A 12280-nucleotide genomic window follows, 5' to 3' on the forward strand; every position below is an offset into this window, starting at 1 on the left:
CTTGCCCGTGTACACCTCCGGAAGGCAGGAAGCCATGCGGCAGATTCGCCGAAGTGGTCTGGCCACACTGATGGTCACGGGTGGGGCGCTCGCGCTCTCGGCGGGCGCCGCCCATGCCGACGCCGGTGCACAGGGCGCCGCGGTCGGTTCGCCGGGAGTGATCTCCGGCAACACGGTCCAGCTGCCCGTCCATGTGCCGGTCAACGTCTGCGGCAACACGGTCAACGTCGTCGGGCTGCTCAATCCGGCGGCGGGCAACCGCTGTGCCAACAAGTCCGCCGCGCCCGAGCCGGGTGGCTACGGCGAGGAGGACGGCGGCGGCCGGTCGCACAAGGACCTGCCCGGCACCCCGCGGGGCGGCGAGCAGGGCGGCGGCTCCGAAGGGGGCGGCTTCGAGGGGGGCGGCTCCTCCAACGGCGGTGGCGCCACCGCCGAGACCCACACCGAGGGTTCCCCCGGCATCCTCTCCGGCAACGGCCTCCAGCTGCCGATCGACCTCCCGGTGAACGTCACCGGGAACTCGGTCAACGTCGTCGGCATCGGCAACCCGGCCGTCGGCAACACCTCGGTCAACGGCCCCGGCAAGCCCGCCCAGCCGATCGAGAAGCCGACGCCGCGCCCGCAGACCCCCGTCAAGAACGTGCCGGTTCCGCGTGCCGAGGAGGCCCCGAAGCCCGTCCCCGCGCCCGTCCCCGCCCCGGCCCACGCGCCGCAGGGCGAGTCCGACTCGGTCGCGCTGGCGGCCACGGGTTCGGACACCGTCGGCTACGCCGCGGCGGGGAGCGCCGCGCTGCTGCTCGGCGGCGCCCTGATGTACCGCCGCGCCCGCCGAGCCGGAGACCAGGCCTGACGATCCCGTCCTAGCGCCGGGGACCGGACCCCAGGTCCGTCCGTCGCGCCCCGACCGACGCGCGCTGACGCCCGAGCCGTCAGCCGCGTCCCGGGCCGCGCGTGTCCTCGGCGCCGTGGCGCCAGGCCCGGAGCACCGTCTCGATGGCGGGAGCGACCCTCGTCCGGGCCTGGTGCCGGGGAACGCCCTGCATCAGCAGGCTGTCGTACGGCGTGTCGACATGGCGTACGGAGGCGCGTACGGCGGCGGTGACGGCGCCCCGGTCGAGCGACCGCCCCGCGGCCGTGCGCCCCACGCGCCCGCTGCCCTTCGCCGACGCGTGCTCGGAGATCTCCTCGGCCCGGTCCGCCGGGCAGGACGGGAACAGCCGGAGGATCTCGGCCCGCAGGGTCGCGGTGATCTCGGTGTCGACCGTCGCCCGCCGTGCCGCGTCCCGGGCCCGTCGCCTGGCCCGCGCCTCCGCGTCCGCCAGGCAGGCCGCCTCCGCCCGTGCCAGCGCCGCCTCTTCGACGAGCAGACCCTGACGCTCGTACCGCGTACGGCGCTTGTTGTGCCGTACGACCACGGCCCAGAGGGTGCTGCCCTCCCTGGCGCGCCGGGTGAGTGCCGTGTCCCCCCGGCGCAGGAACACCAGATGGCCCAGGTCGGCGCAGTCCAGGCAGATCAGTGCGTTGTACTCGACGACCATCCGCTCCAGCGGCCCCTGGAGGCATTCCGAGCAGCGGCGCCGCCGCAGCGGCTCCACGACGACGGGCGCGACGAGGTCCACGTCCGGTCTCCCCTCAGCGGACGCCGGGCGCGGCGGCGGCGATGAACGTGGCGAGCGACTCCTTCGCCTGCTCCGAGCGGCGGGCCCGATCCGCCTCGTCGACCGCGTCGTGCATGCAGTGGGACTCCACGAAGGCCGCCTCGGCGAGCCGTCGGGTCTCCGGGTCGTCGCAGACCAACTGGACGCGGAAGAGGGCCTGTCGGGCGGCGGTGCGCTGCCGGTAGGAGGCGTGGCGGGACTCCTCCGCCTCCTTCGAGCCGGGCTTCATGGCCGCCCGGAACCAGCGGTCGTTCTGGCTGTGCCGGTACTCGACGACCGCGCCCGCGAAGGCGCTGTACGTCTCGATCCGCTCCTGGCGCAGCTGCTCGTTCCGGGCGAGTGCGGCTGTCCGCTCGGTGGCCCGCCCTTGGAACCAGTGCGTGGCGACCACACCCAGCAGTGTTCCCATCACGGCTATCAGCGCCACATCCATGACCGGCCGGTCCTCCCCGTTCCCCCGGCCGAAGTCCTCGGCCGCATCGCTCGTCCGCGCCCGAAGATCCTTCGGACCCTCAGATCATGACAGCCGGGGGACGGGACGTCACTGGCGGTAGCTGCTCAGGAAGCGGCCGATGCGGCTGATGGCGGCGTCGAGGTCGTCGGCGTACGGCAGGGTCAGGATGCGGAAGTGGTCCGGGCGCGGCCAGTTGAAGCCCGTTCCCTGCACGACCTGGATCTTCTCCCGCAGCAGCAGGTCGAGGACGAACTTCTCGTCGTCGTGGATCTTGTGCACGGCGGGGTCGAGGCGCGGGAAGGCGTACAGCGCGCCCTTGGGCTTCACGCAGGAGACGCCGGGGATCTCGTTGAGCTTCTCCCAGGCCCGGTCGCGCTGTTCGTGCAGCCGGCCGCCGGGGGCGGTGAGCTCGTGGATCGACTGCCTGCCGCCGAGCGCGGCCTGGATGGCGTACTGGGCGGGGGCGTTGGGGCAGAGCCGCATGGAGGCCAGCATGGTGAGGCCCTCCAGGTAGTTCCTGGCGTGCTGCTTCGGCCCGCTGACGACCAGCCAGCCGGAGCGGAAGCCCGCCACCCGGTACGTCTTCGAGAGCCCGCCGAAGGTCATGACGACCAGGTCCGGGGCGAGGGAGGCGGCCGGGTAGTGGACGGCCTCGTCGTAGACGATCTGGTCGTAGATCTCGTCGGCGAAGACCATCAGGCCGTGGCGGCGGGCGAGATCGAGGATGCCCTCGACGATCTCCTTCGGATAGACCGCCCCGGTGGGGTTGTTGGGGTTGATGATGACGACGGCCCGGGTCCGGTCGGTGATCTTCGACGCCATGTCGTCGAGGTCGGGGTACCAGTCGGCCGACTCGTCGCAGAGGTAGTGCACCGCCTTGCCGCCGGCGAGGGTGGTGACCGCCGTCCACAGCGGGAAGTCGGGGGCGGGGATCAGGACTTCGTCGCCGTCCTCCAGGAGGGCCTGGACGGCCATGGAGACCAGTTCCGACACGCCGTTGCCGAGGAAGACGTCGTCGACGTCGACCTCGGGCAGGCCCATGGCCTGGTAGCGCTGGGCGACGGCGCGGCGGGCCGAGAGGATGCCGCGGGAGTCCGTGTAGCCGTGGGCCTTGGGGAGCATCCGGATCATGTCCTGGACGATCTCCTCGGGTGCCTCGAAGCCGAAGAGCGCCGGGTTGCCGGTGTTGAGGCGCAGGACGCTGTGGCCCGCCTCCTCCAGCGCGTTGGCGTGCTCGATCACCGGACCGCGGATCTCGTAGCAGACCTCGCTCAGCTTGCTCGACTGCCGGAACTCCATGTCCGACCTCCCCAGGTCCCCGGAATCAGTGTTGCTTGGTTTTACCAAGTTCGAGCTTGGAAAGTCCAACAACATGTCTAGACTGCGTCGCATGCCACGTCAGCCACGCCGCCGCAGCTACGACCAGCACTGCGCCGCAGCGCGCGCCCTCGACCTCGTCGGCGACCGCTGGACCCTGCTCGTCGTCCGCGAACTCCTCGCCGGGCCGCGCCGCTACACCGACCTCCACGCCGACCTCCCGGGCGTCAGCACCGACATGCTCGCCGGGCGCCTCAAGGACATGGAGGGCGCCGAGCTCGTCACGCGCCGCCGACTGCCGCCGCCCGCCTCGGCGTCCGTGTACGAACTCACCCCGCGCGGCCGGGACCTGCTGCCCGTCCTGCGCTCGCTCGCCGCGTGGGGGGCGCCCGACCTGGGCGAACCGCGGCCGACCGACGCCGTCCGCGCGCACTGGTACGCGATCCCGCTCCTCGGCCCGCTCGCGGAACTGGGCCCGGGGGTCGTCCAGGTGAGCCTGGACGAGGGGGAGTTCCATGTGCGGATCGGGGGCGACGGGAGCGTGGCGTACGGGGACGGGGCGGCGGACGCCCCCGATGCCCGGCTGCGGACCGACGTGGCGACCTGCCGTGCCCTCGCCGGGGGGGAGTCGACGCTCGCCGCGGCGATCGAGTCGGGGCGCGCAGCCCTCGAACGTACCACGCAGGTCGCGGAGGCCCGCTGACCCGCGTTCCTTGATCGAATTCCCGTGCCGGTCCTCCCTGCCCCGGGTAGCGTATGGCCGTTTCGGCGGCCGTGGAACGTACGGTCGCCCCGCGAACTCGGAGGGCGATTCCATGGGGCTGGGGCTGGACATAGGTGAGGCGGCGCGCGTCGCGCGCCGCCGCAGGAGTCATGCCGTCGCGGGCGCGGTCGGCGCGGTGGCGGTCGTGCCGTCCGCCGCGGTGGCCTCGCCCGGCAGCGGCGTCAGCGGGACCGTGCTCGCCAGGGGCACCTCGGACGGCGCGCTGAGGATCAAGCCGCCCGAGGGCGACACCGATGTCGTCGTCCGGACGATCACCATCGCCCCCGGCGGTTCGACCGGCTGGCACCACCACCCCGGACAGGTCATCGGCGTCGTCCAGACCGGCACGCTCACCCGTACCTTCGACGACTGTTCGGTCGAAGTGACCTCGGCTGGCGAGGCGTTCGTCGAGGCCTCGGGCAGGGAGCACGCCCATGTCGGCCGCAACTTCGGCAGCGAGCCCGTCGTCCTGTACGTGACCTACCTGCTCCCCAAGGGGGCACCGCTCTCGGTCGACGAGCCGGACCCGGCCCGCGCCCAGGGCTGAGCGCCCGCCAGGGCGGCCGCCAGCCGGTCCCGGGCCGCGGTCTGCGCCGCGATCCGTGCGTCGAGGACGGCCAGTCGCTCGCGGGCGATCTCCAGCCCGCGGGCGGACGGCGCGACCGAGGGCATGTCGCCATCGAGGCACGAGCGGAACGCGGACACGTCGTCCAGCGTGAGCCCGGCGGCCAGCAGGTACCGGATGTTCGACACGCGCGCGACGGCGCCTTCCCCGTACACCCGGTATCCGTTGTCCGCCCGGGCCGACGCGATCAGCCCCGCCTGCTCGTAGTGGCGCAGCGCGCGCGGCGACACCCCTGTCCGCCGGGCCAGTTCACCGATACGCAAGGGCGCCACCTCCGTACGCAGTCGTATCACGTGACCAGCGCGCCCCCGTCGACGGGAACGACGGTGCCGGTCAGGAAACCGGCGTCGGGTGCGGCGAGCGAGGTGATCACCCGCGCGACCTCCTCGGGCCTGCCGAGGCGGCCCATCGGGGTGTGCGCGAGCTGCCACGCCCGCAAGGCCGCCAAGCGCTCGGGGGAGAGGCCCATGTGGTCGGCGATCGGGGTCTCGATCGCGCCGGGCGCGACGGCCACCACGCGGACTCCGTCGGGCGCGAGCTCCAGCGCCCAGCACCGGGTCAGGGTCTCCAGGGCGCTCTTGGTCGCGGGATACACGGAGTTGGCGGGCCAGCCGCGCTGTCCGATCGCCGTCGACACGTTCACCACCACGCCCCGGCACTCCTTGAGCGCGGGGACGGCGGCCTGGGTGAGGAGGACGGGGGCGACGAGGTTCGTCTCCAGGAGCGGGGCGATCACGGAGCGGTCGAGGGTGCCGAGCGGGCCGCCGGAGGAGATCCCGGCGTTGTTGACGAGGACGTCGAGACGGCCGTGGGCGGTCACGGCCGCCTCGACGATCTCCTCGGCTGCCCCCTCCGCCGTCACGTCCGCGACGAACGGGCGGATCCCCGGGTGTCCCTCGGCGGCCTCCCGCAACGGCTCCTCCCTGCGCCCGACGGCGACGACCGTCGCCCCCTGTCGGGCGAAGGCGCGCGCGGTGGCCCGGCCGATGCCGGTGCCCGCGCCGGTGACGACGACGACCCTGGTGGGTGTGATGGTGTCCATGAATCCGATGGTCGAACAGTGACGCCAGTGACAAGGTCAAGCCGTGACGAAGCGGAATGCGCCGGGACGCGGGAAGCAGCGGGCAGGATGAGTGGAATGCGATACGAGGCGATCACCTGGGAACGGCTGGCCGGCACGCTCGCCGGGCACCTTGACGCGGCCACACCCGGCGACGGCGGGCCGTGGCTCAAGGTCGCCATCGACGGGCCGCCCGCCGCACCCGGCGGCGAGCTCGCCGGGCTCCTCGCCGAGGCGCTCCGGGCACGCGGCCGAGCCGTCCATGTGGCCGGGACCGGCGGCTTCCTGCGCCCCGCCTCCCTCCGGTACGAGTACGGGAAGCGGGACCCCGACGCGTACTACGACGGGTGGACCGACATCGGGGCCCTCTGGCGCGAGGTCTTCACCCCGCTGGAGCCCGGCGGCACCGGACGCGTGCTGCCCGACCTGTGGGACCCGGCCACGGACCGGGCGACCCGCAGCCCGTATGTGACGCTGCCGCCCGGCGGGGTGCTGCTGCTCCACGGGCCGTTCCTCCTCGGCCACTGGTTCCCCTTCGACCTCACCGTGCACCTGCGTCTCTCGGCCGCCGCCCTCGCCCGGCGCACCGAGGAGTCCTGGACGCTGCCCGCGTTCGCGCGGTACGAGACGGAGGTCGACCCCGTCTCGACCGCCGACGCCGTCGTGCGCGCAGACGACCCGCGCCACCCGGCGTGGACCGGGCTGGGCGGCGGAGGCTGAGGGGCGGGGCTATGGGGCGGGGCTGAGGGGCGAGGTCACGGGGCGGGGTCAAGGGGACTCCGGGGGTCCGGGGCTCCGGGACTCAGGGGGGCGGCCTCCCACGAGAGTGACCGCCTCCGCGCCCGCGCGGCACCCGGCCTCCGCCGCCTTCGCGGCGTCCGCGCCCGCGAGCCGGGCCGCCAGGAACGCCCCGGTGAACGCGTCGCCCGCGCCCGTCGAGTCCACCCGCAGCGCCGCGGGCACCGGAGGCGCCGCCACCCGCGCCGTGACCGCGCCGCCCTCGGCGACCAGCGCGCCCGTCGCTCCGAGCGTGACCACGACCAGCGGATGACGTCGGCTCAGCTCCGCGGCCGCCGCCTCCGGCTCGCGGCCCCCGGCCAGCAGCCGGGCCTCGTCGGCGTTGGGCAGCAGGACGTCGGCGCCCTCCGTCGCCGTCAGGAACCCCTCCACCCCAAGCTCCGCCAGGAACCCGGCGGAGGCCGGGTCCACGCTCACGGGTACGCCCGCCTCCCGCGCGTCCCGCAGCGCCCTCCGGGCCGTCTCGCGGCTCGTCGCGGCGAAGAACAGGTAGCCGGACAGGTGCAGAGCGGCCACCCCGTCGAGCAGGCCGGCCGTCCAGTCGGCGGGGGAGAGGCGCAGCGCGGCGCCGCTGTCGGTGAGGAAGGTCCGCTCCGCCGAGGCGTCGACGAGCGCGATCACGGTGGCCGTCGCCGCCTCCGCGTCCGGGACGAGCAGCGGGCGCACCCCGGCCCGTATCAGCGCCTGCTCGTGCCAGTCCGCCGCGTCCGTCCCGACCCGGCCGAGCAGCCGTACGTCCGCGCAGCCGGAACGGACCGCCCAGCAGGCCGCGTTGGCCCCGGCACCGCCCGGGAGGGTCCGGATCTCCGCCGCCGTGTCCGTCGCGGCGGCGAGGGGCGTCCGGTGCCGGGCGACGACATCCGTCACCACGTCCCCGACGACCAGCAGCGCGCGCCCCGGCCCGCTCACCGGCCGCCCGCGCCGGGTGCCCACGCGCCCCGTATTTCCGCGTGGTACGCCGTCGCGATCCTGGCCGCGAGCCGGACGTTGCCCCGGACCGCCGCGAGGTTCGCCTCCAGGGACGCCCCTTCCGTGTGCACCGTCAGGTATTCGAGCAGGAACGGCGTCACCGCCTGCCCCGTGATCGCCTTCTCCTTCGCCGCCGCGAGCCCCCGCGCGAGGACCCGGTCGTGGAGCGCGGGGTCCAACTGCTCGGTCTCCGGCACCGGGTTGGCCACGACGAGCGCGGCCTGGCGCCCGCCGAGCGCGTCCTGGGCCCGTATGACCGCCGCCACCTCCTCAGGGCTCCGCAGGGTCCAGTCGACGGGCTCGCCCGAGGAGGACAGGTAGAACCCGGGGAAGTGCTCCGTGCCGTACCCGACGACCGTCACCCCCAGCGTCTCCAGGCGTTGCAGCGTGGCCGGCACGTCGAGGATCGACTTCACCCCGGCGCACACCACCGTGATCCCGACCTCGGCGAGCAGCCGCAGGTCGGCGGATTCGTCCTGTGTCTCGCTCCACTCGCGGTGCACCCCGCCGAGGCCGCCGGTCGCGAACACCCGTAGGCCCGCCGCGTCCGCGAGCCACGCCGTCGCCGAGACCGTCGTCGCCCCGGTCACCCCGGTCGCCAGGGCCGGCGCCAGATCGCGGTGGCCCAGCTTCCGCACCGCCGGATCCTCCGCGATCCGGACCAGCGCCGCGCGGTCCAGACCGACTCTTGCGGTGCCGTCGATCACGGCGACGGTGGCGGGGACGGCGCCCCCGGCCCGTACGAGCTCCTCCAGCTCCAGGGCGACGGCCAGATTCCGCGGGCGGGGCAGGCCGTGGGCGATGATCGTCGATTCCAGCGCGACGACGGGACGCCCTTCGAGGAGCGCCTCCCGTACCTCTTCGGACACCTGTGTGGACATGTCCCATTCCTGGCGCGACCACGGGCCCCGCAAACCTCGGTGGCGAGCTCCTGCCACACAACGCACCACCATCGGCCACGGCTGCGGAATCCGTGACGGCGGCGCGGCTCCGGCGGCCGGGGACCGCCGCGGGCCCCGGCGCGCCTCACCGGGAACGTGGTGCGGAATCCGTCGCCGTCGGCGCATTCAGGTAAGTCGCCTGGTAGGAGGCGAAGCGGAGTGATCTGTTCCACCAGATCCCGGTCCCCGGGCGGCTCCGAACCCCCGCTACAGTCACCGCCCATGACGACACATGACGCGCCTTCCTTCGCCGTGCACATCCCCGACGCGGAGCTCGAGGCGGACCCGCTCGACCCCGCCCAGATCGTCTCCGGCACGCCCGAGGTGACGGGCAAGGTGCTGTGGGAGTCCGCCGACGGAAAGCAGGTGCGCGGCATCTGGCAGATCACGCCCGGCGTCGTCACCGACACCGAGGCCAACGAGCACTTCGTGGTGGTCAGCGGACGGGCGACCGTCGCCGTCGAGGGCGGGGAGACCCTGGAGATCGGCCCCGGCGACGCGTGCGTGCTGCGCGAGGGCGACAAGACGACCTGGACCGTGCACGAGACCCTCCGCAAGGCGTACCACATCAGCCTCTGAGGACTCCTGAGGACTCCTGAGGGCGCCCGGGGACTCCCGAGGTGCTCCCGGGTGGCGCTCCCGGGGGCTCCTGTGGTGCTCCTCGCGGTGGCTCCGACGTCCGCGCGGGCAGCGGGAGTTGAAAGTCTGGTAGGAAACCTTCCTATCGGCTAGCATCCCGGCCAGCGGCTTGGCGCGGCGCCCGACCCCCCGGGCGTGACGCGCTCAGCGAGAGCTCTGACCCGGCCGCCGAGCACCACCCCGCCGCGTGGCGCCCGAATCGCCACGCGGCAGGGCCGTCGTGCTCCGCACCGGTGTCCAGCTCTCGCCGACCCCTCAGGCCAGGGAGCCCAGGTATGCGCCTGTTCGCCTCCACACCACCGCGCAGCACCCCCACCACCACCCTCACGACCCCGTTCACCACCACCCGTCTGACCCTCGTCCTCACCGCCGTCCTCCTGCTCGTCGGCGGGCTCCTGCTCGCCCACCCGGACCGGGCCGGCGCCGCCGCCGACTCGCTGATCTCCCAGGGCCGACCGGCCACGTCCTCCTCCGTCGAGGACTCCACCTTCGGCCCGGAGAAGGCCTTCGACGGCGTCTCCACCACCCGCTGGGCCAGCGCCGAGGGCGTCGACCCGCAGTGGATCCGGGTCGACCTCGGCGCCGGGTCCACCGTCTCCCGCGTCAAGCTCGTCTGGGAGGCCGCGTACGCCAAGGCCTACCGCGTCGAGATCTCCGCCGACGGCACCACCTGGACCCGCCTCGCCACCGAGACCGCCGGGAACGGCGCCACGGACGACTGGACCGGACTCACCGGCCAGGGCCGCTACCTGCGCGTCTACGGGACCGCCCGCGGCACCTCGTACGGCTACTCCCTCTTCACGGTGGAGGTCTACGGCACGGCCGGCACCACGCCCCCGCCCACCGGCGCCTTCACCGTCGTCGCGGCCGGGGACATCGCCGCCCAGTGCACGGCCTCCAGCAGCTCCTGCGCCCACCCCAAGACGGCTGCCCTGGCACAGCGGATCGCCCCGTCCTTCTACCTGACCATGGGCGACAACCAGTACGACGACGCCCTGCTCTCCGACTTCCGCAACTACTACGACAAGACCTGGGGCGCCTTCAAGGCGAAGACCCGGCCCGTGCCCGGCAACCACGAGACCTACGACCCGGCCGGCCCGCTCGCCGGCTACAAGTCGTACTTCGGAGCGATCGCCTACCCCCAGGGCAAGCCCTACTACAGCTACGACCAGGGCAACTGGCACTTCGTCGCCCTCGACTCCAACTCCTTCGACGACCCCGCGCAGATCCAGTGGCTCAAGGACGACCTCGCGCGGAACACCAAGGGCTGCCTCGCCGCCTACTTCCACCACCCGCTGTACTCCTCCGGCGGCCACGGCAACGACCCGGTCTCCAAGCCCGTCTGGAAGATCCTCTACGGCGCCAAGGCCGACCTGGTGCTCAACGGACACGACCACCACTACGAGCGCTTCGCCCCGCAGGACCCCGACGGGCGGGCCACCGCCGACGGCATCGTCGAGATCGTCGGCGGCATGGGCGGCGCCGAGCCCTACGACATCGAGACGGTCCAGCCGAACAGCCAGAAGCGGATCAGCGGCCCGTACGGCGTCCTGAAGCTGGATCTCACCGACACCACCTACACCTGGCAGTACGTCGGTACCGACAACCAGGTCAAGGACTCCGGCCCGACCTACACCTGCCACTGATGTACCTCGCGACCACCGGTCGCCGCGACGCGCCGCCCGCCCCCTCGCGGGGCAGGCGGCGCGTCCCGGGCACCGTCCTCGCACTCGGCGCGGTCAGCCTGGTCACCGACATCTCCTCGGAGATGGTGACCGCCGTGCTGCCGCTCTACCTCGTCGTCGGACTCGGCCTCTCCCCGCTCCAGTTCGGGCTGCTCGACGGGCTCTCCACCGGCGCCACCGCGCTCGTACGGATCCTCGGCGGCGCCACCTCCGACCGCGGAGGCCGCCACAAGCAGGTCGGGGGGCTCGGCTACGCCCTCTCCGCCTGCTCCCGGCTCGGCCTCCTCCTCGCGGGCGGCTCGGCCGGCGGGATCGCCGCGGCGATCACCGCCGACCGGCTCGGCAAGGGCGTCCGCACGGCTCCGCGCGACGCGCTCATCACCCTGCACAGCCCGCCCGAGGAGCTGGGCCGTGCCTTCGGCACCCATCGCGCCATGGACACCACCGGGGCCCTCCTGGGCCCGTTGGCCGCCTTCGCCCTCCTGTGGGCCACGGCGGAGGCGTACGAGGCGGTCTTCGCCGTCAGCTTCTGCGTCGGGCTGTTCGGCGTCCTGCTGTGGGTGCTGTGCGTCCCGGGCCGGCGAGGCCCGAAGCCGCGGGGCCGCCCGACGGTGCCGGGACGGTCGGATGCGCCAGGGCGGTCGGTGGTCCCGGGGCGGTCGGCCGTGCCCGGTCCCCGCCCCGCCGCCGAAGCGGCGCCACGCGCGCGTGGCGGGGTCTTCACCGTGCTGCGCTCGCCCGCGTACCGGCGGATCCTCCTCTGCGCCGCCCTCCTCGGAGCCACCACGGTCGGCGACGCCTTCCTCTACCTGCTGCTCCAGCAGCGGCTCGAACTCGACGCCACCTGGTTCCCGTTCCTGCCGCTCGGCGCCGCCGGTGTCTATCTGCTGCTCGCCGTCCCGGCCGGCCGCCTCGCCGACCGCGTCGGCCGCCGCAGGCCGTTCCTGTACGGGCACGGGGCCCTGCTCCTCGCGTACGGGCTGCTTCTCGCCCCCGTGACGGACGTCCTCCTCCTCGGGGGAGTCATCGTGCTCATCGGGACCTTCTACGCGGCCACCGACGGCGTCCTGATGGCCCTGACCGGGCCCTTCCTCGCCGAGGGGCGCCAAGCGGGCGGCCTCGCGCTCGTGCAGACCGCGCAGGCGCTGGCCCGGCTCGGCGCCGCCGTCGCGTTCGGCGCCGTCTGGACGGCGAGCGGGCCGCGCGCCGCGCTCGTGGCGGCGGTCCTGGCCCTCGCCGCGGCCCTGTGCTGCGCCGGGAGACTCCTGCCCACGAGCGGCCCGCCCGCCGCGAGTCCGCCGCCTGCCGAGAGCACCCCGCCCGCCGCCGGTCCCCGACCCGCCGAACCCACGCCCCTCCGAGAGGACTGAC

General features: G+C 73.9%; 14 protein-coding genes. 7 read left to right on the forward strand and 7 right to left on the reverse strand.

Features of this window, described 5'->3' with window-relative positions; all coding sequences use genetic code 11:
• Positions 1-34 precede the first annotated feature (34 nt).
• Positions 35-850, forward strand: a complete 816-nt coding sequence (locus SGA01_RS42605; RefSeq protein ID WP_141298393.1) for a chaplin — start codon at positions 35-37, stop codon at positions 848-850.
• A gap of 79 nt (positions 851-929) precedes the next feature.
• Here the strand turns inward: SGA01_RS42605 and SGA01_RS23475 are convergent, their stop codons facing one another.
• The 3 genes from SGA01_RS23475 to SGA01_RS23485 all read right to left on the reverse strand — a co-directional run bounded on the left by SGA01_RS23475 (position 930) and on the right by SGA01_RS23485 (position 3411).
• Positions 930-1619, reverse strand: coding sequence for a DUF2293 domain-containing protein (locus SGA01_RS23475; RefSeq protein ID WP_141298394.1), 690 nt, complete (start codon positions 1617-1619; stop codon positions 930-932).
• Between the two features lie 13 nt (positions 1620-1632).
• The gene (gene kilB / locus SGA01_RS23480; RefSeq protein ID WP_055644145.1) at positions 1633-2091 is read right to left on the reverse strand and encodes a plasmid transfer protein KilB; all 459 of its coding nucleotides are present in this window, start codon (positions 2089-2091) and stop codon (positions 1633-1635) included.
• Between the two features lie 108 nt (positions 2092-2199).
• Positions 2200-3411, reverse strand: a complete 1212-nt coding sequence (locus SGA01_RS23485; RefSeq protein WP_141298395.1) for a pyridoxal phosphate-dependent aminotransferase — start codon at positions 3409-3411, stop codon at positions 2200-2202.
• Positions 3412-3502: 91 nt separating this feature from the next.
• Between SGA01_RS23485 and SGA01_RS23490 the strand changes: the two genes are divergently transcribed.
• Positions 3503-4132 carry a winged helix-turn-helix transcriptional regulator gene (locus tag SGA01_RS23490; RefSeq protein ID WP_174867437.1) on the forward strand — a complete coding sequence of 210 codons (630 nt, stop codon included), beginning with the start codon at positions 3503-3505 and terminating at the stop codon, positions 4130-4132.
• Between the two features lie 112 nt (positions 4133-4244).
• Positions 4245-4739 carry a cupin domain-containing protein gene (locus SGA01_RS23495; protein ID WP_141298397.1) on the forward strand — a complete coding sequence of 165 codons (495 nt, stop codon included), beginning with the start codon at positions 4245-4247 and terminating at the stop codon, positions 4737-4739.
• Here the strand turns inward: SGA01_RS23495 and SGA01_RS23500 are convergent.
• Positions 4673-5080 carry a MerR family transcriptional regulator gene (locus tag SGA01_RS23500; RefSeq protein ID WP_195832732.1) on the reverse strand — a complete coding sequence of 136 codons (408 nt, stop codon included), beginning with the start codon at positions 5078-5080 and terminating at the stop codon, positions 4673-4675. The two genes, SGA01_RS23495 and SGA01_RS23500, sit on opposite strands and share 67 nt — an antisense overlap.
• A 26-nt stretch (positions 5081-5106) precedes the next feature.
• Positions 5107-5859 (reverse strand): SDR family NAD(P)-dependent oxidoreductase, encoded by a 753-nt coding sequence (locus tag SGA01_RS23505; RefSeq protein WP_141298398.1) that lies wholly within the window; start codon positions 5857-5859, stop codon positions 5107-5109.
• 96 nt (positions 5860-5955) lie between these two features.
• On the opposite strand from SGA01_RS23505, the gene SGA01_RS23510 reads away from it, so the two are divergent.
• Positions 5956-6597: a nucleoside/nucleotide kinase family protein gene (locus SGA01_RS23510; protein ID WP_141298463.1), complete on the forward strand. Its 642-nt coding sequence runs from the start codon at positions 5956-5958 to the stop codon at positions 6595-6597.
• Between the two features lie 48 nt (positions 6598-6645).
• On the opposite strand, the gene SGA01_RS23515 is transcribed toward SGA01_RS23510, so the two are convergent.
• Positions 6646-7608 carry a carbohydrate kinase family protein gene (locus tag SGA01_RS23515; protein WP_167534168.1) on the reverse strand — a complete coding sequence of 321 codons (963 nt, stop codon included), beginning with the start codon at positions 7606-7608 and terminating at the stop codon, positions 6646-6648.
• Positions 7581-8525 (reverse strand): pseudouridine-5'-phosphate glycosidase, encoded by a 945-nt coding sequence (locus SGA01_RS23520; RefSeq protein ID WP_141298399.1) that lies wholly within the window; start codon positions 8523-8525, stop codon positions 7581-7583. The genes SGA01_RS23515 and SGA01_RS23520 overlap by 28 nt, the downstream gene beginning before the upstream one ends.
• Before the next feature lie 282 nt (positions 8526-8807).
• Between SGA01_RS23520 and SGA01_RS23525 the strand changes: the two genes are divergently transcribed.
• The 3 genes from SGA01_RS23525 (at position 8808) to SGA01_RS23535 (ending at position 12279) form a co-directional block, all read left to right on the forward strand.
• Positions 8808-9164 (forward strand): cupin domain-containing protein, encoded by a 357-nt coding sequence (locus SGA01_RS23525; protein ID WP_141298400.1) that lies wholly within the window; start codon positions 8808-8810, stop codon positions 9162-9164.
• 335 nt (positions 9165-9499) lie between these two features.
• Positions 9500-10870, forward strand: a complete 1371-nt coding sequence (locus SGA01_RS23530) for a discoidin domain-containing protein (RefSeq protein ID WP_141298401.1) — start codon at positions 9500-9502, stop codon at positions 10868-10870.
• Positions 10870-12279, forward strand: a complete 1410-nt coding sequence (locus SGA01_RS23535; RefSeq protein ID WP_141298402.1) for an MFS transporter — start codon at positions 10870-10872, stop codon at positions 12277-12279. The genes SGA01_RS23530 and SGA01_RS23535 overlap by 1 nt, the downstream gene beginning before the upstream one ends.
• Position 12280 lies beyond the last annotated feature (1 nt).

It is taken from the genome of Streptomyces gardneri (assembly GCF_006539185.1).
GTDB lineage: Bacteria > Actinomycetota > Actinomycetes > Streptomycetales > Streptomycetaceae > Streptomyces > Streptomyces gardneri.